The 18899-nt window shown below is 73.5% G+C and carries 17 protein-coding genes and 1 pseudogene; 6 read left to right on the top strand and 12 right to left on the bottom strand.

Features of this window, described 5'->3' with window-relative positions:
* Nucleotides 1–82: 82 nt before the first annotated feature.
* Nucleotides 83–928: a GNAT family N-acetyltransferase gene (locus tag FB453_RS28600; protein WP_145795224.1), complete on the top strand. Its 846-nt coding sequence runs from the start codon at nucleotides 83–85 to the stop codon at nucleotides 926–928.
* A gap of 35 nt (nucleotides 929–963) precedes the next feature.
* Here the strand turns inward: FB453_RS28600 and FB453_RS28595 are convergent, their stop codons facing one another.
* Nucleotides 964–2151 carry an FAD-dependent oxidoreductase gene (locus FB453_RS28595; RefSeq protein WP_112582714.1) on the bottom strand — a complete coding sequence of 396 codons (1188 nt, stop codon included), beginning with the start codon at nucleotides 2149–2151 and terminating at the stop codon, nucleotides 964–966.
* A 9-nt stretch (nucleotides 2152–2160) separates the two neighbouring features.
* Entirely contained in the window at nucleotides 2161–3342 is a 1182-nt protein-coding gene (gene lgt / locus FB453_RS28590; protein ID WP_145795222.1) for a prolipoprotein diacylglyceryl transferase, read from the bottom strand.
* A 102-nt stretch (nucleotides 3343–3444) separates the two neighbouring features.
* On the opposite strand from lgt, the gene FB453_RS28585 reads away from it, so the two are divergent.
* On the top strand, nucleotides 3445–4119 hold the full coding sequence (locus FB453_RS28585; RefSeq protein ID WP_145795219.1) for an NUDIX hydrolase: 675 nt from the start codon (nucleotides 3445–3447) through the stop codon (nucleotides 4117–4119).
* 252 nt (nucleotides 4120–4371) lie between these two features.
* On the opposite strand, the gene trpA is transcribed toward FB453_RS28585, so the two are convergent.
* From trpA to trpC, 3 genes are read right to left on the bottom strand one after another with little or no spacing between them, the layout of a single operon-like run.
* Nucleotides 4372–5175 (bottom strand): tryptophan synthase subunit alpha, encoded by an 804-nt coding sequence (trpA, locus tag FB453_RS28580; RefSeq protein WP_091407799.1) that lies wholly within the window; start codon nucleotides 5173–5175, stop codon nucleotides 4372–4374.
* A 1-nt stretch (nucleotide 5176) separates the two neighbouring features.
* The gene (gene trpB / locus FB453_RS28575; RefSeq protein ID WP_112700314.1) at nucleotides 5177–6415 is read right to left on the bottom strand and encodes a tryptophan synthase subunit beta; all 1239 of its coding nucleotides are present in this window, start codon (nucleotides 6413–6415) and stop codon (nucleotides 5177–5179) included.
* A gap of 38 nt (nucleotides 6416–6453) precedes the next feature.
* Nucleotides 6454–7257, bottom strand: coding sequence for an indole-3-glycerol phosphate synthase TrpC (trpC, locus tag FB453_RS28570; RefSeq protein WP_030334428.1), 804 nt, complete (start codon nucleotides 7255–7257; stop codon nucleotides 6454–6456).
* Nucleotides 7258–7744: 487 nt separating this feature from the next.
* Here trpC and FB453_RS28565 point away from each other — a divergent pair, with 487 nt between their 5' ends.
* A complete protein-coding gene (locus FB453_RS28565; RefSeq protein ID WP_112582822.1) occupies nucleotides 7745–8014 on the top strand; it encodes a hypothetical protein in 270 nt (89 codons plus the stop codon).
* Nucleotides 8015–8130: 116 nt separating this feature from the next.
* Here the strand turns inward: FB453_RS28565 and FB453_RS28560 are convergent, their stop codons facing one another.
* The 4 genes and pseudogenes from FB453_RS28560 to FB453_RS35155 form a co-directional block, all read right to left on the bottom strand.
* A complete protein-coding gene (locus FB453_RS28560) occupies nucleotides 8131–8721 on the bottom strand; it encodes a Trp biosynthesis-associated membrane protein (protein WP_145795218.1) in 591 nt (196 codons plus the stop codon).
* Between the two features lie 114 nt (nucleotides 8722–8835).
* The gene (locus FB453_RS28555; protein WP_112622371.1) at nucleotides 8836–10389 is read right to left on the bottom strand and encodes an anthranilate synthase component I; all 1554 of its coding nucleotides are present in this window, start codon (nucleotides 10387–10389) and stop codon (nucleotides 8836–8838) included.
* 58 nt (nucleotides 10390–10447) lie between these two features.
* Nucleotides 10448–10879, bottom strand: a complete 432-nt coding sequence (hisI, locus tag FB453_RS35160; protein ID WP_112725225.1) for a phosphoribosyl-AMP cyclohydrolase — start codon at nucleotides 10877–10879, stop codon at nucleotides 10448–10450.
* 186 nt (nucleotides 10880–11065) lie between these two features.
* Nucleotides 11066–11344: pseudogene (locus FB453_RS35155) on the bottom strand (phosphoribosyl-AMP cyclohydrolase); the annotation flags it as partial.
* Nucleotides 11345–11941: 597 nt separating this feature from the next.
* Here FB453_RS35155 and FB453_RS28545 point away from each other — a divergent pair.
* The 3 genes from FB453_RS28545 (at nucleotide 11942) to FB453_RS28535 (ending at nucleotide 14137) form a co-directional block, all read left to right on the top strand.
* Nucleotides 11942–12697 carry an ABC transporter ATP-binding protein gene (locus tag FB453_RS28545; protein WP_145795215.1) on the top strand — a complete coding sequence of 252 codons (756 nt, stop codon included), beginning with the start codon at nucleotides 11942–11944 and terminating at the stop codon, nucleotides 12695–12697.
* The gene (locus FB453_RS28540; protein ID WP_145795213.1) at nucleotides 12694–13449 is read left to right on the top strand and encodes an ABC transporter permease; all 756 of its coding nucleotides are present in this window, start codon (nucleotides 12694–12696) and stop codon (nucleotides 13447–13449) included. Before FB453_RS28545 ends, FB453_RS28540 begins: the two co-directional genes overlap by 4 nt.
* Before the next feature lie 91 nt (nucleotides 13450–13540).
* Complete coding sequence (locus FB453_RS28535) at nucleotides 13541–14137, top strand: TetR/AcrR family transcriptional regulator (protein ID WP_112582721.1); 597 nt, start codon at nucleotides 13541–13543, stop codon at nucleotides 14135–14137.
* A gap of 39 nt (nucleotides 14138–14176) precedes the next feature.
* Here the strand turns inward: FB453_RS28535 and FB453_RS28530 are convergent, their stop codons facing one another.
* The 3 genes from FB453_RS28530 to FB453_RS28520 all read right to left on the bottom strand — a co-directional run bounded on the left by FB453_RS28530 (nucleotide 14177) and on the right by FB453_RS28520 (nucleotide 18740).
* Entirely contained in the window at nucleotides 14177–14926 is a 750-nt protein-coding gene (locus FB453_RS28530; RefSeq protein ID WP_145795211.1) for a DUF2470 domain-containing protein, read from the bottom strand.
* Between the two features lie 84 nt (nucleotides 14927–15010).
* Nucleotides 15011–16801, bottom strand: coding sequence for an ABC transporter ATP-binding protein (locus FB453_RS28525; protein ID WP_145795208.1), 1791 nt, complete (start codon nucleotides 16799–16801; stop codon nucleotides 15011–15013).
* 55 nt (nucleotides 16802–16856) lie between these two features.
* Entirely contained in the window at nucleotides 16857–18740 is a 1884-nt protein-coding gene (locus FB453_RS28520; RefSeq protein WP_145795206.1) for an ABC transporter ATP-binding protein, read from the bottom strand.
* Nucleotides 18741–18899: the final 159 nt, after the last annotated feature.

Below are 18899 nucleotides of genomic sequence, written 5' to 3'. Positions count from 1 at the left end.
TGAGTCTACGTTAGGGCCGGGGCCGCACGGCCACCCGAGATTGATCACACCGTCCACTGGCTGGGACGTGTAGTCTCGCGCGGTGGATCCGCTACACAAGCACGTCTTCGACCGGTTGGAACGCTTCTACGACGCGGTGCCCCGCGACGTCACCGGTGCGGAGGAGCATGGCGGGCTGGTGCTGTTCGTCCGCGAAGGTGCCGGCTGGCCGTTCTACGCCCGCCCCCGGATCGACGCTACTGAGCCGCCGTCGCTTGCCGATGTGGTCTCGGTCCGCGAGCGCCAGCGGAAGCTGGGCCTGCCAGAAGCCTTCGAGTGGGTGCACGAGACGACCCCGGAGCTGCTGGCGGTGGCCCGCTCGGCGGGGCTCAGCGTGCTGGAGGCGCCGCTGATGGTGCTCGACCCGAGCGCGCTGCCCGACCCGGCGACGCTCTCCGACGCGGCGGTGCGGGTGCTGGCAGCTGACTCCCCCGGCTTCGCCGCCGATGTCGCCGCCCGGCGCGCGGTGGCAGCGGTGGCGTTCGCCGCCGCCGGCACCGCACCCGGCGAGGCCGGCCCGGCCGAACGCGACGCCGCCGTCACCGAACTCGAACTGGCCGCGCTCGACGAGGAGCGCGTCCGGATCGCCGACGGGCGACGGATCTCCGCGCTGGCCGGCACGCCGACCGAGGGCGCGCTGGCCAGCGGCATGGCGATGCGGGTGGACGACGTCGCGGAGATCGCCGGGGTGGCCACCCTGCCGTCCGCCCGACGACGCGGGCTGGGCGCCGCGCTCACCGCCACCCTGGCCCGGGAACTACTGGCGGCCGGCACCGAGCTTGTCTTCCTCTCCGCGGGCAGCGAGGAGATCGCGCGGGTCTACCTGCGGGTCGGCTTCCGCCGAATCGGCACCGCCTGCATCGCCGAACCCGCCGCGCTCATCCCCTGACCGCCCCGCTCCGCTGACCTGCCTCACGGCGGAGGTCAGGTCGGTGGGCGCCACTGGGCGGCGGAGGCTGCGGCGCTGGAGAGCAGTCGGGAGTTGATCGTGCCCAGTGCGGCGTCCCGGGCGCGCAGCGCCAACCGGCCGCGGGTCTGGAGCACCGCCGACATCCGCCGGGTCTGCCGGACCACTGTCGCGGCCCGGGGGCGGCGCACCCGGTCGTACGCCTGGACGGCGTCGGGCAGTCGGGCCTCCCGCAGCAGCGACGCGAGCGTGGCGGCGTCCTCGAACGCGAGGCAGGCGCCCTGCCCGAGGTGCGGCGGCATGGCGTGCGCCGCGTCGCCGAGCAGCACCACCCCACCGGGCCCGACCGGAAAGCCGTACGCCCTGGGCAGCGGGCGCAGCTCGCGGACCTCCTGTTGGACCAGGTCGGTCGGGTCGGTGGCGTCGAGCAGCGCGCCGACCGGAGCGGGCCAGCCCGCGTACCAGCGGCGCAGCAGGGCGAGCTGGGTCTCCGGTGGTTCCGGGCGGGGCGCGCCGGCGGCGGTGGCCACCCAGTAGATGCCGCCCCGGCTGGACCCGCCCGAGGAGCCCCGCTCGCCCAGCGACGCGGCCACGAACCGGTAACCCGCGCCGAGAATCTCACCGGCCAGCGGCTGATCGTCGGGGAGTCGAGGTGCCTGATACCAGGGGATGACGGCCCGCCAGGCGGCACACCCGGAGCTGACCACCCGGGACTCGGGCGCGAGTTGGCGGCGGATGCCGCTGTCCGTACCGTCGGCGGCCACCACCAGATCGGCCTCGATGGTGTGCCGCCCGTCGCTGACTCCCGGCCGCTCGCCCGGCTCGACGCGGACGTGGCGCACGGTCACCCCGGTCCGCAACTCGACCCGCTCGCCGAGGCCGGCGATCAGCGCGTCGTGCAGATCCTCCCGGTGCACCACCACCGGCATCCGGTCGGCCGGGATGGGCCGGGGCTGCACGAGCCAGTGCCCGTCCGGGCGACGGACCCCGCCGTCGGGCAATGGGGTGGCGATGGCGGCCAGGCCGGCGCCGAGGCCGAGGGCCTGGAGCGCGCGGACGCCGTTGGGCCAGAGCACCACTGCGGTCGGCTCGGGTCGGACCCGTTCGGCGCGTTCCAACACTGTGACCTGCCAGCCGGAACGAGCCAGCGCGCCGGCCACCGCGAGGCCACCGACCCCTGCGCCGACCACCACCGCGCTTCGCATCGGTGCCGCTCAGCTGTCCCGGTCGGCGGGACGCGCGCCCGTGGCGTCGGCCCGGTCGGTGCGAGCGGCGGACGGTTCGTCTACCGGCTCGTCGTCGCTCGGCGTGAGGTCGGCGGCCGCCGTGTCGTCGGACGGCTGGCCATCATCCGGCCGGGAGTCGTCGTCGTTCGCCGGCGGTACGACGCCGGTGTCCTGCCAGGCGGCGTACTGCTCCTCGCTCACCACCCGGTAGCCCTCCGGCGCGGCGGCCCGCGCGGGGGTCTCCCGCTCGGAGAGGTCGACCTGGGACAGGTCGGACGTGGGGGGCGGGGTCGTCGTCGCCGCCGGGCCGAGCGGGATCAGGTAGTCCCGAGGGCCACGAACCCGCACGAAGTAGATCAGGGCGCCGAGGAAGACCAGGGCGGCGGTCCAGACGTTGAGCCGGACGCCGAGGATCTGGTTGGCCTCGTCGGTGCGCATCAGCTCGATCCAGAACCGGCCGACGGTGTAACCCATCACGTAGAGCGCGAACGCCCGGCCCCGGCCCAGCTTCAGCCGGCGGTCAAGGATGAGGACCAGAGCTACGACGCCAAGGTTCCACAGCGCCTCGTAGAGGAAGGTCGGCTGGTAGAGACCCGGTTCGAGGATCGGCTGCCCGGCGTCGTCGCGGAGGGCGTGCCCGGGGTTGTCCGGGTCCATCCGGTGGATCTCCAGACCCCACGGCAGGGTCGTCCGGCCACCGAAGAGCTCGTTGTTGAACCAGTTGCCGATGCGGCCGACGGCCTGGGCCAGCGGCAGCCCGGGGGCCAGCGCGTCGGCCACCACGCCGAACGGAATGCCGAGCTGTCGGGCCGCGATCCAGACACCGAGCGCGCCACCGGCGACCGCGCCCCAGATGCCGAGACCGCCCTCCCAGATGGCGAACGCCTTCATCGGGTCGCCACCAGCGCCGAAGTACTTCTCGGGTGAGGTGACCACGTGGTAGATCCGGGCGCCGATGATGCCGGCGGGCACCGCCCAGACGGCAATGTCGAGCACCGCGCCGGGCGCGACGCCGCGCTGCCGCAGCCGGCGCTCCGTCACCCAGCAGGCCAGCACGATGCCGGCGATGATGCAGAGCGCGTAGGCCCGGATCGGCACCGGCCCGAGCTGCCAGACAGCGGTGCTGGGGCTGGGCAGGGCCGCCTGGGGGGAGAGCGAGGCGAGGGTCACGGGTGCACACGCTACCGCTGCACACCCCCGCAGCGGCACCCCGGGCCGCTGGAGGGCGCATCCCGGTGACTTCTGGTTTGCGCCGCCGCAGGCTCTTTGTCCATGAGCGCGCTCACCTGGGCGGTCGCCGCGGTCGTCACCGACGACACCGGTCGGGTGCTGCTCTGCCAGCAGGGTCGGGGTGCCCGCCGCTACGCGTTGCCCGGCGGGCGGCTGCGCCCGGCCGAGAGCCCGGTGCGGGCGGCGCTACGGGACATTCGCGCGGAGACCGGCTGGGACATCGAGCTGACCGACCTGGTCGGCATCTACCAGGTGAGCGGCCCTTCGGGGGAGGCCGCGGCGGGACGCGCCGGCCCGCTTCCGGACGTCCTCGTGCACGTGTTCCGGGCCCGCGCGGCCGGGGTCCGACCCGCCACCGGCCCACCCCCGGGCTGCCGATTGTCCTGGCACTCCCCCGACGCGCTGCCCGAGGTGGTCACCCCGCTCACCCGGGCCGCCGTCACCGACGCGACCGCCGGCCGCTCCGGCGTGCTCCGCGACGTCAGCTGCGTGCCCGGCACCGTCGCCCCCGCGCCGCTGCCGGCAGCGCGCCCAGCCGAGGACGGCCAGCCGTCAGCCGACCAGGACGTGCGGCGCCCGGGGACCAGCCGGGACACGCAGCTATCCGGGATCGGCCAGGACACGCAGCGACCTGCCACCAGCCACAACGGGCATCCGGGAGCGGGGCAACCACCGGAGCAACGCGGCGAGGCCCCGGACCGGTCCCTGCACCCCTGACAAGCCGCAACCGTCCCGAGGTCATCCGCGAGGTCGCGAACAGCCTCGTCCGCCAGGCCACATCCGATTGAGCGGTATACCTGTGAGTCATATTTATGACTCACAGGTATACCGCTCAGCAGACAGACATGCCCCAGCGCTCCGACCGGCCGGCCGACGCGCCGGCACGAGCGCCGAGGGTTGAGGGTTGAGCCGGGCCGAGAGTTGAGCCGGGCCGGGCTCGGCGGGGCCTGGCTCAGCGAGCGCCGGGACTCAGCGCGTGGGGTTACGGACGCCCTCGGCGAGTTCGGCGCTGAGCGTGCGCAGGGCGGCCAGCCCGTCGGCCTCGGTGGGCGCGTCGAGCACACACCGGACCAGCGCGCTGCCCACGATCACCCCATCGGCGTAACCGGCGACGGTGCCGGCCTGCGCGCCGGTACCCACACCCAGGCCGACACCGATCGGCAGGTCGGTGACCGCGCGGGCCCGGGAGACCAGCGTCGGGGCGGCGTCGGAGGTACGCGCCCGGGCACCGGTCACCCCCATCACGGCGGTCGCGTAGACGAAGCCGCGGCAGTGCTGCACCGTCATCGCCAGTCGGGCGTCGGTGGACGACGGCGAGACCAGGAACGTGCGGTCCAGCCCGTGCGCGTCCGAGGCGGCCAGCCACTCGTCGGCCTCGTCGGGGATGAGGTCCGGGGTGATCAGGCCGGTGCCGCCGGCGGAGGCCAGGTCACGGGCGAAGACGTCCACGCCGTACCGCTCGACGGGGTTCCAGTAGGTCATGGTGACCACCGGAGCGCCGGTGGCCGCCACCGCCTCGATGATGCGCATCGTGTCCGCGGTGCGTACGCCCCCGGCCAGCGCGATGTCGCTGGCCCGCTGGATCACCGGCCCGTCCATCACCGGGTCGGAGTAGGGGATCTCCACCTCGATCACGTCGACGCCGGCCTCGACCATGGCGGTCATCGCGGCGATGCTGCCCTCGACGGTGGGGAAACCGGCCGGCATGCAGCCGACCAGCAGTGCCCGTCCGTCAGCGCGGGCCTTGTCGAAGGCCACCCCGATCCGGCTCATCTCACCGCTCCTTGTCGAGGATGCCGAAGTAGTCGCCGGCGGTGTGCACGTCCTTGTCGCCCCGCCCGGAGAGGTTGACCACGATGGTGGGCTCCCGGCCCAGCTCCGCGGCGAGCTTCGGAGCCAGCGCGACGGTGCCGGCGAGCGCGTGTGCGCTCTCAATCGCCGGGATGATGCCCTCGGTACGGCAGAGCAGCTCGAACGCGGCCATCGCCTCGTCGTCGGTGACCGGCAGGTAGTTCGCCCGGCCGGTGTCGTGCAGCCACGCGTGCTCGGGCCCGACGCCCGGGTAGTCCAGGCCGGCGGAGATCGAGTGCGACTCCAGGGTCTGCCCGTCAGCATCCTGGAGCACGAAGGTGCGGGTGCCGTGCAGCACCCCGGCCGACCCGCCGGTGATGCTCGCCGCGTGCCGGCCGGTGGCGACCCCGTCGCCACCGGCTTCGAAGCCGTACAGCCGCACGGCCTCGTCGCCCACGAACGCGTGGAAGATGCCCAGCGCGTTGGAGCCGCCGCCGACACAGGCGGTGACGGCGTCCGGCAACCCACCGGTGAGGTCCAGGCACTGCTGACGGGCCTCGTCACCGATGCCCCGGACGAAGTCGCGCACCATCGCCGGGAACGGGTGCGGGCCCGCGGCGGTGCCGATCAGGTAGTGCGTCTCGTCGACGTTGGCCACCCAGTCGCGCATCGCCTCGTTCATCGCGTCCTTGAGGGTGCGCGAGCCGTTGGTGACCGGGATGACGGTCGCGCCGAGCATCCGCATCCGGGCAACGTTGAGCGCCTGCCGCTCGGTGTCGACCTGGCCCATGTAGACCACACACTCCAGGTCGAACAGGGCGGCGGCGGTCGCGGTGGCGACACCGTGCTGGCCGGCGCCGGTCTCCGCGATCACCCGGGTCTTGCCCATCCGCTTGGTGAGCAGCGCCTGGCCCAGCACGTTGCGCACCTTGTGCGCACCCGTGTGGTTCAGGTCCTCGCGCTTGAGCAGCACCCGCGCGCCGACCTTCGCGGAGAACCGCCGGGCCTCGTAGAGCAGCGAAGGCGTGCCGGCGTAGTCGCGCAACAGCGCACCGAACTCCGCCCGGAAGGACTCGTCCGTCATCGCCGTACGCCACGCCCCGTCGAGCTCGTCCAGCGCGGCCACCAGGGCCTCGGGAACGAACCGACCGCCGAAGCGGCCGAAGTGGCCGGCGGAGTCGGGCTGCGGGCCGGCCACCGGGGCCAGCGCGTCGGCGCTCATCGGGAATCCTCTCGGTGGGACGTCAGACCGGCGCGGGGTCAGCGCACCGGCCGGGGCGTTGCCGGGTGGTTGCCGGCGTTGACCAACTCGGCGACCGCCTCGCGGGGGCTCTTCTGGGTGACCAGGCCCTCGCCCACGAGGACCGCGTCGGCACCCGCGGAGGCGTACCGGATCAGGTCGTGCGGGCCACGAACGCCGGATTCGGCGATCTTGACCACGCTGCTGGGCAGGCCCGGCGCGATCCGCTCGAACACCGACCGGTCGACCTCCAGGGTACGCAGGTCACGGGCGTTGACCCCGATCACCTGCGCACCGGCCTCCAGCGCACGGTCGGCCTCTTCCTCGTCGTGCACCTCGACCAGGGCGGTCATGCCCAGCGACTCGATCCGCTCCAGCAGGCCCATCAGGACGTTCTGCTCGAGTGCGGCGACGATCAGCAGAACCAGGTCGGCGCCGTGCGCGCGGGCCTCGTGGATCTGATAGCTGGAGACCACGAAGTCCTTACGCAGCACCGGCACGGTGACCGCCGCACGGACGGCCGCCAGGTCGTCCAGCGAACCGCCGAACCAGCGCCCCTCGGTCAGCACGCTGATCGCCCGCGCCCCACCGGCCGCGTAGTCGACCGCGAGGTCGGCCGGATCGGCGATCTCGGCCAGCCGGCCCTTGGACGGCGACGAGCGCTTCACCTCGGCGATCACCGCCACGCCAGGCTTGCGCAGCGCCGCGTACGCGTCCATGGGCGGCGGCGCCGCCGCTGCCAGTTCACGGATCCGCTCCAGCGGAACCTGCTCCTGGCGTCGGGCGACGTCTTCACGCACGCCGGCCAGAATCTCGTCGAGCACGCTTACGGACGCTGCCTGGCCGGCCTCGTCCCCCTCCGCGTGCGCATGCTCAGCAGTCACGAACGGACTCCCCTCTCCGGGCGTCATGGGCCGATGCTAGGGGCAGCCGACCGACGCCGAATGCCGGGGGTATGGCGCTGCTCACGAAAAGGGCTGCGGCATAATGGCCGACCTGCCGTGAAGGGGATGTCACGCAGCGCCACCTCCGGTATCGACCACCGTCACGCGGTATGGAGCCTGGCGGCCGCAGTCAGACCGGGCCGATCCATCGATCATGCCACCAGTTTCCGCTCGCCGCCTGACGGCAGCGATGCCAATCGATGCTGTGAGCAAGCTCAAGGCCGAACGGACGGTGCCTGGTCACGGCCGAGGCGAGACAGTTGACCGGGCGGTCACCGCGGCGAAACGTCGACGGGCGAGCATCGTCCTCGGGCAGACTCGATGGCGCGCCTGCCCCGACCGCAGCAACTCCTCGTGCGAGGTGACCATGAGCATTTCCGAGCCGAACCAGACCATCGGACTGACCACCATCTCGCGGACGGTGGCATCGCTCGCCGTCGGCGTGGTGCACACCGTGGAACGGGCAGTGGTGGGCGAGGGACGGATGCGGACGGCACGGGGCAACGCCTGGGAGGCGGTCTGCGCCGATCGGGCCCGCGCCGACCAACGCGCCGAGCTGAACCGCCTGGTCGCCGAGCTGACCGCCGCCCGCGCCGCCAGTAGCCGCGCCCAGTGGGAGCGCCAGCCGGTCGGCTGACCGCCCGCTGGCCGCCGCGTCAGCCGCCCGTCGCGGCCACGCGTCAGCCGGTCACCGCGTCAGCCCACCCTCGCGACCACCGCGTCAGTCGGTCACCGCGTCAGTCGGTCACCGCGTCAGTCGGCCGTCGGGTCCTCGCCCCGGTCCAGCGCGTCCCACGCCTCGGTGGTCCGCCGCCCCGCCAACGGCGTCGGCGGCCCGGCCGGCTCGCTCTGCGCCGGCGCGGCCTGCGGCGTGGTCCGCGCCGGACGTTCGTAGCGTGCGCCCATCGCCGGCCAGTCACCGCCACGCGCCGCCGTCCACCAGCCGCCCCCGGCGGCCAGCAGGCCGCCGACCAGGCAGAGCGCCGGCCACTGCCGGCTCACGTCGCCACCCATGTCGGCTACCAGCCCATACCCGCCGCCGGCCGCCACGGCCAGACCGAGCACGCCGAGCAGCGCCCCGAGCACCCGACGCAGGCGGCCCCGGGTGGCCAGCACCGCGCCACCCCCGGCCAGGGTCACCAGGGCCAACGCCGGCAGCCAGGGCAGCAGGCTCGCACCGCTGCGGGTGTCACGCACCGGCGGCAGCGGCGCCGGACGTACCGTCAGCTCGACCGACCAGCTGCGCGTCGCGGCCCACAGCGCCAGGGCCGCGCCGGCCAGGCAGAGCAGCACGGCGTACGTCAACGCGCGCCGGCCCACGGCAGACCGCTCCCCGCCGCTCACGAGTTCATCCCTTCGTTCGCGACTGCGGGGCTCCGCTTCGCTGCACTCCTCGCGCTCACCGAACTGGCCCTTCGTTCGCGACTGCGGGGCTCCGCTTCGCTGCACTCCTCGCGCTCACCGTGCCGGCCGGAGGGTTTCGGCGGCCGCGATCGCGGCCAGCACGGCCGCTGCCTTGTTCCGCGTCTCCTGGTCCTCGGCGGCCGGATCCGAGTCGGCCACCACCCCCGCCCCGGCCTGGACGTAGGCGCGACCGTCGCGGATGAGCGCGGTCCGGATGGCGATCGCCATGTCCAGGTCGCCGCCGAAGCCGAAGTAGCCGACGGTGCCGCCGTAGAGGCCACGGCGGACCGGCTCCAACTCCTCGATGATCTCCATGGCGCGCACCTTTGGCGCCCCGGAGAGCGTGCCGGCCGGGAAGGTCGCGGCGAGCGCGTCGAAGGCGCTCTGGTCGTCACGCAGCGTGCCGGTGACGGTGGAGACGATGTGCATGACGTGGCTGTACCGCTCGATGGTGGCGAACTCGGGCACCTCCACGCTGCCGGGCTGACAGACCCGACCCAGGTCGTTGCGGCCGAGGTCGACCAGCATCACGTGCTCGGCTCGTTCCTTCGGGTCGGCGAGCAGCTCGGCGGCGAGCGCGGCGTCGGCGGCGGGGGTGCCGCCCCGCGGCCGGGTGCCGGCGATCGGGTGCAACAACGCCCGGCGCCGCCCGTCCGCGGCCCCGGTGACCTTCAAGTGCGCCTCCGGAGAAGAGCCGACGATGTCGAACCCGTCGAAGCGCAGCAGGTACATGTACGGGCTGGGATTGCTGGTGCGCAGCACCCGGTAGACGTCCAGCGGGTCGGCGTGGGTCGTCCGCTCGAAGCGCTGGGAGAGCACGATCTGGAAGCACTCACCGGCCCTGATCGCCTCCTTGGCCGCCTCCACCGCCTTCGGGTAGCCGCCGTCGGGCGTACGGCAGAGCACCTCGCCGGCCGGCGGACGCTCGACCGTGGAGATCATCGGCGGGATGGGTCGGGACAGCGCCGTGGTCATCGCGTCCAACCGGCCCACAGCGTGGTGGTAGGCGGCGGCGACCTGCGGGGCGCGGTCCGGGGCGTCCAACGGCGGCAGTACCGCGTTGGCGACCAGGATCGCGGAGCCGTCGTAGTGATCGAGCACCACCAGGTCGGTGGCGAGCATCATGCCCAGCTCCGGGACGCCCAGGTCGTCCTCGGTCAGCTCGGGCAACCGCTCGAAGCGCCGGATCAGGTCGTAGCCGAGGTAGCCGACCATGCCCCCGGTCAGCGGCGGCAGACCGTCGGACGGGTCCCCGACCGGCCCGGCCAGCGCCGCCACCGTCTCCCGCAGCATCCGCACCGGGTCACCCTCGGTGCTCAGCCCGGCCGGCGGCTGGCCGAGCCAGGTCGCCACGCCGTCGCGCTCGATCAGGGTCGCGCTGCTGCGTACGCCGATGAACGAGTACCGCGACCAGGCCATGCCGGCCGAGCCGACGCCCTGCTCGGCCGATTCCAACAGGAACGTGCCCGGTCCACCGGCCAGCTTCCGGTAGACCCCGACCGGGGTCTCCGCGTCGGCCAGCAGCCGCCGGGTGACCGGCACGACCCGCCAGTCGGCGGCCAGCGCCGTGAAGGTGGCCAGGTCGGGGCTGAGGGTGCCGTCGGTCATCGGCCGACCCGCCTTTCGGTCGCGACTGCGGTGCCTCGCCGCGCTGCACTCCGCGCACTCACGGTGCCTCCGTCCCGGTGACGGGCAGCTCGGTGAAGAAGCAGGTCCGGTGCCCGGTGTGGCAGGCCGCGCCGACCTGGTCCACGCTCACCAGCAGCGCGTCCCCGTCGCAGTCCAGGGCGACCGACCGCACGTACTGGTGGTGCCCGGAGGTGGCGCCCTTGACCCAGTATTCGCGGCGGCTGCGCGACCAGTAGGTGGCCCGGCCGGTGGTGAGGGTGCGGTGCAACGCCTCGTCGTCCATCCAGGCGACCATCAGCACCTCACCGGAGTCGTGCGCGCGCACCACGGCGGCGACCAGACCGTCGGCGGTGCGGCGCAGCTGGGCCGCGATGGCCGGGTCGAGCCGGGACGGGCGCGCCGGCGCGGGCGCGGCCAGCTCGTTCGGATCGCTGGGGACGCCGGTCACCGGCGGGTCAGGTACGGGCACAGTCACCAATTCTCCCGCACGCGGCGCGGGCACCGCCGACCGCTCCCGGCAGGGCTGCGGCGAGGGCCCGGCCGGCCGGGCCAGTTGGGCGACGTAGCGGTCCAGCCGGCCGTCGACCAGGGCGGCGGCCAGGTCCGGGCCGGCCGTGTCGGCGATCTCCTCGGCGTACGGTCGGATCAACGGCAGCGTGCCGGCGACCAGCCGTACGGCGGCGGCCCAGAGCTGCCCGGTGGCGCCCGGGCGCAGCCCGAGGCAGAGCAGCATGTCCGTCCGGTAGCCGGGTGGTGCCACCGGCAGTTCCAGGGCCGCCGCGAAGGCCGCCCGACGGGAGTGGACCCGCACGGACGGGTTGGCCGGTCGCAGCACCGAGGGGCAGAGCCGCGCCAGGTCGGCGACGGCGAGCCGGACCCCGAGGCGGTCGCCGGCCGCGCGGGCGGAGGCGGCCTTACCCAGCGTGGCGATCATCTCTTCGAGTCGGGGTGGCTCGGCGGGCTGGCAGAGCACCGGCAGGTCGATCCGGGGCCGCCAGTGTGGGTCGGCCCAGAGCAGCCGGGCCGGCGCGGTTACCGGCAGCCCGAACGCCCAGTCGGCCGGTTCGCCCAGTCGGTGCACCCAGGACCGGATGTCCCGGGCGGCCACCGAGACATGAGTGACCTGGCCTGCGGACTCGTCCAGGTAGGCCCGGCGGGCCGCGTAGGGGGCGCCGCCGACCAAGACGTCGAGGTCGACGTCGCTGTGTGCGGTGGCGGCGCGGCGGGCGTGGCTGCCGCGCAACAGGATGCCGACGACCGGCCGCTCGGCGGCCTGCCGCAACCGCGCGGCCCAGTCCTCGAGAAAACCGCTATCCGGTAACGGAGCGTGACCCACCGCGCCATCGTGCCGTACGTCCGATCGGCGCGCAATGCCCGTTGGCGGACTTCGTGTCCGGTCCGGAGCCTACTGCCCGTTCTCGCGCTCCGTGCGACGGTCGGCCCCGCGAACACCGGTGCGGGCGTTGCGCCCGGCGCAGTATTTCATCTAGCGTTGAGTTCAACAGGTGATGAGTTTCTGTGGAGGTGCGCGATGGACGATGCGATAGCCGTCCGAGACCTTGTCGTGGACCGGGGCGGGCGGCGGGTGCTGGACGGCATCAGCTGCCGGGTCCCGCGCGGCGCGGTCACCGGGCTGCTCGGCCCCAGCGGCAGTGGCAAGACCACGTTCATGCGGGCAGTGGTCGGGGTGCAGCTGGTCAGTGGCGGGACGGTCACCGTGCTCGGCCAACCGGCGGGCACCCCCGCGCTGCGGCACCGGGTGGGCTACCTGACCCAGGCCCCGAGCGTCTACGCCGACCTGACCGTCCGGGAGAACGCCCGCTACTTCGCGGCCCTGTACGGGCGCGGGCGCGTCGAGGCCGACCGGGCGATCAGCGATGTCGGGCTGGCCGAGGCCGCCGGTCAACTGGTCGGCACCCTCTCCGGCGGTCAACGCAGCCGAGCCTCGCTGGCGTGTGCCCTGGTCGGGGAGCCGGAGCTGGTCATCCTCGACGAGCCGACCGTCGGTCAGGACCCGGTGCTGCGGGCCGACCTGTGGGCCCGGTTCCACACGATGGCCGCCGCCGGCACCACCCTGCTGGTGTCCAGCCACGTGATGGACGAGGCGGCGCGCTGCGACCAACTGCTGCTGATCCGCCAGGGGCGGTTGATCGCCGACGACAGCCCCGCCGCGATCCGCGCCGCCGCCGGTGTGGACGACCTCGACGAGGCGTTCCTGCGGCTCATCCGGGCCGGCGAGGCCGCCTCCACCAGCACCGACGCGACAGCCGCACGGGAGACAGCATGAACACGCGAATTCTCGCCGCCACCACCGGCCGCATCCTGCGTCAGCTCCGGCACGACCGGCGGACCATCGCGCTGCTCGTGGTGGTGCCGGCCGTCCTGCTCACCCTGGTCTACTTCATGTACGCCGACCAACCGACCCCGCCCGGCCAGCCGACGACCTTCGACCGGGTCGCGCTGGTGATGCTCGGCATCTTCCCCTTTGTGATCATGTTTCTGGTGACCAGCATCGCCATGCTGCGCGAACGCACCTCGGGCACGCTGGAGCGGCTGCTCACCACACCGCTGGGCAAGCTCGATCTGCTCTTCGGGTACGGCATCGCGTTCGGGCTGGCCGCCGCCGTGCAGGCAGCCGTCGCCGCCGCGGTGGCGTACTGGATCTTCGATCTGGAGACCGCTGGCGGCATCGGGCTGGTGATCGGGATCGCCGTGCTCGACGCGGTGCTCGGCGTCGCCCTCGGGCTGCTGTGCAGTGCCTTCGCGCGCACCGAGTTCCAGGCAGTACAGTTCCTGCCAGTCGTGGTGATCCCCCAACTGCTGCTCTGCGGGCTGTTCGTGGCCCGCGACCAGATGGCCGGCTGGCTCCAGGCGCTCAGTGACGCCTTCCCCCTGTCGTACGCCATCGAGGCGTTGCAGGAGGTCGGCGCCCACGCCGAACCGACCGGCCGGATGTGGCGCGACGTCGCTGTGGTGTTCGGCGCTGTGGTGCTGGCGCTGGTGCTCGCGGCGGCCACCCTGCGCCGACGCAGCGGCTGACCGCCAGCGCCGGGGGCGGCGGCCAGCGCGGCAGCCGACCCCGGCGCGGCCGGGCCCACGACGGGCCGAGGCGGACGAACGAAGGGCGGCGATGACGCGGCGGACCGGCCGGCGACCCGGCAACCCGGGCACCCGGGAGGCGATTCTCGACGCGGCGCGGACGGCGTTCGCCGAACGTGGCTACGACGCCGCCTCGATCCGCGGCATCGCCGCTACGGCGCAGGTCGACCCGGCGCTCGTGCACCACTACTTCGGCAGCAAGGACCAGCTCTTCCTGGCCGCGATGAACTTTCCGGTCGATCCCGGTCAGTTGGTGCCGAAGGTGCTCGCCGGCGACCGGGACGGCGTCGGTGAGCGGATGGTGCGCATCTTCCTCGGCGTCTGGGACTCCCCGACCGGCAGCGCGGCGCAGGCACTGCTGCGCTCCGCGGTGAGCAACGAGTGGACCGCTCGACTGCTGCGTGAGTTCGTCACCACCCAGGTGCTGCGCCGGGTGCTGGAAAACCTCGACGTCGACCCGGTCGAGCTGCCGCTGCGGGGCTCCCTGGTGGCCACCCAGATGATCGGCCTGGCCATGATGCGGCACGTGGTGCGCCTTGAGCCGGTCGCCTCGGCGGATCCGGAAACCCTGGTGGCCGCGATCGGCCCCACGATCCAGCGTTACCTCACCGGCCCACTGCCGAGCTGACCCGACAGCGAAGGCGGCAGCCCGACCAGCGGGGGGCGGTCAGCGCGGGGGTCGGGCGTCGGCTGTGAGTCGCAGCGGCGGCAGCAGCCGGGGCAGCTCGGCCGGGTCGGCCACCGGGCCCGGAAAGGCCAGCCGGACCCGACGCCGGGCACCGGGTTGGCCGAGGGCCACCACCAGCCCGTAGCGGTCGATGCGCACCACCCGGGGCGGCCCCTCCGGGGTGTGCTCGGTCAACCCGAGCTGCCGGCGCAGGTACTCCGTCACCTGGGTGCCGTCGCACTCGGCGAGGTCGGCGAGCAGGCGGGCCTCGACCGGGTGCACCGGGTCCGGCTCGGCCTCGGCGTACTCCACCGGGTCGATCCGGTGCATGACGCCGGCCCGCTCCCAGCGGACCTCGACCACCTCGAAGCGGAACAGCCGGAACCGGGTGCCCAGGTCGAGCAGGTCGCCGGTCGGCTCCACCGCGGCGAACTCGACCGCCGCGTCGCGGGCCTCGTCGCCGCGCAGCTCGGCCGCCCAGCCGGACACCCAGGCGCGACCCAGGCCGGGCGCGCCGGCGGCGGGCGGCAGGTCGAGCACGTCGAGCACCACCGCGACGTCGGTGCCCCCGGCGGCCGGTTGCAGGGCGGCGGCCAGGTGGCTGGCCACCGGCACCAGCAGCAGCACCCGCCCGTCCGAGTCGGTGACGTGCCGGGCGTGGTGCGGGCCCGGCCGGTGGGCCAGGTGCACGAGGCCGGGCAGGCGGCCGGCGACGAGGGTACGGACGATCTCGGCGGAGTTGGGCCGCATGGGCGCGACCTCCTTAAGAGGTTAGGCTTACCTAACCCGGAGCCTAGAGCACCCGCCCGTCGGCGTCCACCACACCGCCGCACCTCACCGGGTCTGCTCCAGCCAGGAGGCGTAGAGCAGGCCGTACACCGAGTCGGCGTCGCGAACCAGCTCGTCGTGCGGGCCACGCTGCACCACCCGACCCCGGTCCACCACGATCACCTCGTCGGCGGCCTGCGCCGTGGAGAGCCGGTGCGCGATGGCGAGGGTGGTCCGGCCCCGGGTGACCGCGTCCAGCGTGCGTTGCAACCGCACCTCCGTCGCCGGGTCCACCGCGCTGGTCGCCTCGTCGAGCACCAGCAGGTCCGGGTCGGCGACGTACGCGCGGGCCAACGCGACGAGCTGCCGCTCCCCGACGCTGAGCGCCTCGCCGCGCTCCCCGACCGGAGTGTCCAGGCCCGCCGGCAGACCCTCCAGCCAGTCCGACAGGCCCAGCTCGGTGAAGGCGGCGCTCAACTGCTCGTCGGTCAACTCCGGCCGGGCGAACCGGACGTTGTCCCCCACTGTCGCGTCGAAGAGGAACCCGTCCTGCGGCACCATCACCACGCGGGAGCGCAGCGAGCCGAACCGGACGTCGGTCAGCGGCACCCCGGACAGCAGCACCGCCCCGGTCGACGGGTCCATCAGCCGGGTCAGCAACTTGGCGAACGTGGTCTTGCCGCTGCCGGTCTCACCAACCACCGCCACCCGGCTCTTGGCCGGGATCTCCAGGTCGATGTCGTGCAGCACCGGCGGACCACCCGGATAGGCGAACCGCACACCGGAGAACCGAATGTCCAGCGGCCCGCCCGGCAGCTCCCGCCCCTGCTCCCCCGGGTCGGCCACGTCCGGGGCTACGTCCAGCACGTCCAGCACCCGACGCCAACCCGCGATCGCGTTCTGCGCCTCGTTGAGCACCTCGGTGGCGATCTGCACCGGCTGGATGAACAGCGTCACCAGGAAGAGGAACGCGGTCAGCTGGCCGATCGACAGCGTGCCGTCCACCCCCAACAGCACGCCGAGCACCACCACGCCGGCCAGCGCCACCCCCGCCGCCAACTCCCCGACCGAGCTGCCCACGATGCTGATCCGGATCGCCCGCTGCTGCGCCAGCCGCTGCCTGTCGATCGCCTCGTCGAGCCGCCGCTCGGTGCGCCCGGCGATCCCGTACGCCCGGATCACCGGCGCGCCCACCACGCTCTCGCCGATCGCGCCCAGCAACGTCCCGGTGCGTTGGCGCACCGTCGCGTACGCGCTGCCGAGGCGACGTTGCAGCTGCCGGATGACGAACACCGCCGGCAGGAACGCGGCCAACACGACCACTGTCAACTGCCAGGAGTACGCCAGCATGACGGCGGTGGTGACCACCAGCTGACCGAGGTTGACCAGCAGGATCACCCCGCCCCACTGGAGGAACTGGGTGATCTGGTCCACGTCGCTGGTGACCCGCGAGACCAGCGAACCGCGCCGCTCCGACTGCTGGTGCAACATCGACAGGTCGTGCACGTGACGGAACGCGCGCGTCCGGACGTTGGCCAGCGCCGTCTCGCTGACAGTGAACAGCCGGCGCATCATCAGGTAGCCGCAGATCGTGGTGATCGTCAGGATCGCGGCGGTGATCGCCACCACCGTCCAGACCACGTCCAGATTCAGACCACCGACGAGGCCCCGGTCGATGCCCTGCTGCACGGCGACCGGCACGGCAACCCGACCGACCATGTAGACCAGCGCCAGGGCCAACGTGCCGGCCAGACCGATCCGTAGCTCCGGCGAGAGCGCCAGGCCCCGACGCAGGGTCTGCCAGGTCGTCTCCTGCCGGGCCTCCGGCGTGTCACTCGTTTCCGTAGTCGCGCTCACCGGGCCCGCCTCTCGTTCGCGACTGCGGGGCTCCGCTGCGCTGCACTCCTCGCGCTCACCGATCCACCTCGATCTCCAGGCCCGACGGCAGCGGTGCCACGTCGTCGCCGTAGGAACTTTCTTGTGCCCGCTCCACCTCGGCCTGCTCGTAGGCGGTGACCAGGTCGACGTAACCGGGCACGGTGGCCAACAACTCGGTGTGGGTGCCCCGGGCGACCACCCGTCCCTGCTCCACGTAGATGACCTCGTCGGCGAGCGCGATGGTGGCCCGGCGGTACGCCACCACCAGGATCGACGCGGCCGGAACTCCCGCCTGCCCGGTCGACGACCGCAGCCCCGCCAGGATGGCCGCCTCCACTCGAGGATCGACCGCGCTTGTCGCGTCGTCGAGCACCAGCAGGCGCGGTCGACCGGCCAGCGCGCGCGCCAGGGTGAGCCGCTGCCGCTGACCGCCGGAGAGCGAGGTGCCCCGCTCGCCGACCATGGTGTCCAGACCATCGGGCAGCGCGGCGACGAACCCGTCCGCCTCGGCCAGCCGCAGCGCCGCCCAGACCACCTCGTCGTCGACACCGGGCCGGTCGAGGGCGATGTTGGCGCGGACCGTGTCGTCGAAGATGAAGGGCACCTGGGCGACCAGGGCCACCGTGCCGGCCAACGACGCGGAGGTCAGCTCGCGCACGTCCACGCCGTCCAGGCTCACCGTGCCGGAGTCCGGGTCGACGAGGCGCACCGCCAGCGAGGCGATGGTGGACTTGCCGGCGCCGGTCGGCCCCACCAGGGCCACCGTCCGACCGGACGGCACCGTGAAGCCGACCTCGCCGAGGACCTGTGCGCCGGGCGGGTGCGCTTCGGCCGGCGGGTAGGAGTAGTGCACGTCGGTGAAGGTGAGGGTGGCCGGGCCGGCGCCGGCCGGGTCGAGCACCCGCTGCCCGTACGGCATCTCGCCGGTGGCGTCGAGCACCCGGCGCACCCGGTCCCAGCCGGCGACGCTGCGCGGCAGCTCGGCCAGCACCCAACCGATGGCCCGCACCGGGAAGGCCAGCACTGTGAAGAGGAAGGCCACGCTGACCAGCTCGGTCACGCTGATCGCGCCCTGGCGCAGCCGGAACGCCCCGACCACCAGTACGGCCAGGGTGCCGAGGCTGGGCAGCGTCTCCAGCAGCGGGTCGAAGATGCCGCGCAGCCGGCCGACAGCGATCAGCGAGTCGCGCAGCTCACCGGCGCGGCCCGCGAACCGGGCGGTCTCTTGGGCCTCGCGGCCCATCGTCTTGACCACCAGGGCGCCGTCGAAGCTCTCGTGGGCGATGCCGCTGACCTCGGCGCGCAGGCGCTGCGCCCGGGCCTGCCGGGGGGCCATCCGGCGGGAGTAGACGACGTTGAGCGCGAACAGCGCGGGGAAGACCGCGAGCCCGACCAGGGCGAGCGCCCAGTCGGTGGCGAAGAGCGACACGATCGCGCCGACCAGCATCACCAACGTGCCGACGGCGAACGGCAGCGGCGCGATCGGGTACCAGGCCGCCTCCACGTCGGAGTTGGCGTTGGACAGCAGGGTGCCGGTGGAGTTGCGGTGGTGCCAGGACAGCGGCAGCTCCAGGTACCGACGGGTCACCCGGCGGCGGTAGGAGGCCTGGAGGCGGTACTGCATGTAGCCGGCGCCGAGCCGGCGGCCGAAGATGCCCGCCACCCGCAGCACGCTGATCCCGAACAACGCGGCCGCGGCCAGCGCCAGGGTGCCGGCGCCCACCTCGCCGCGTTCGATGGCCGGAAGCGCCACCTCACCGATGACCGACCCGACGACCCGGGCGCTGACAATGATCATCCCGCCGAAGAGCACGCTGCCGACGACCGCCACCGCGAAGATCCGCGGCTGCTCACGGATCGCCTGCCGCAGGACCCCCAGCCCTCGACTGAGAACGTCCCGACTTGTCTTGCTCGCCACGCTCTCCCCCGCCGTAAGCCGCAATTATCTCCCTCATCCTTACCGGTCGGGGCCAGTGCCGCCGACCCTGACTGGATATGTCGACCATCACGTACCGGACGGCGGCGTGCCGCAGGCGCCGACCGGCGTCCGCTGTCGCGCGCCGACGGGCCACCGGGC

This window comes from Micromonospora sp. CNZ322 (assembly GCF_007827755.1).
Note: the sequence above shows the minus strand (reverse complement) of the source record. Positions and strands in the feature narration are given on the sequence as shown.

Bases quoted from the DNA above. Each gene is read 5' to 3' on its own strand.
- FB453_RS28595 (WP_112582714.1), bottom strand. From the start codon at position 2,151: ATGCGAAGCGCGGTGGTGGTCGGCGCAGGGGTCGGTGGCCTCGCGGTG.
- FB453_RS28585 (WP_145795219.1), top strand. From the start codon at position 3,445: ATGAGCGCGCTCACCTGGGCGGTCGCCGCGGTCGTCACCGACGACACC.
- trpA (WP_091407799.1), bottom strand. From the start codon at position 5,175: ATGAGCCGGATCGGGGTGGCCTTCGACAAGGCCCGCGCTGACGGACGG.
- trpB (WP_112700314.1), bottom strand. From the start codon at position 6,415: ATGAGCGCCGACGCGCTGGCCCCGGTGGCCGGCCCGCAGCCCGACTCC.
- FB453_RS28565 (WP_112582822.1), top strand. From the start codon at position 7,745: ATGAGCATTTCCGAGCCGAACCAGACCATCGGACTGACCACCATCTCG.
- FB453_RS28555 (WP_112622371.1), bottom strand. From the start codon at position 10,389: ATGACCGACGGCACCCTCAGCCCCGACCTGGCCACCTTCACGGCGCTG.
- FB453_RS28545 (WP_145795215.1), top strand. From the start codon at position 11,942: ATGGACGATGCGATAGCCGTCCGAGACCTTGTCGTGGACCGGGGCGGG.
- FB453_RS28540 (WP_145795213.1), top strand. From the start codon at position 12,694: ATGAACACGCGAATTCTCGCCGCCACCACCGGCCGCATCCTGCGTCAG.
- FB453_RS28535 (WP_112582721.1), top strand. From the start codon at position 13,541: ATGACGCGGCGGACCGGCCGGCGACCCGGCAACCCGGGCACCCGGGAG.
- FB453_RS28530 (WP_145795211.1), bottom strand. From the start codon at position 14,926: ATGCGGCCCAACTCCGCCGAGATCGTCCGTACCCTCGTCGCCGGCCGC.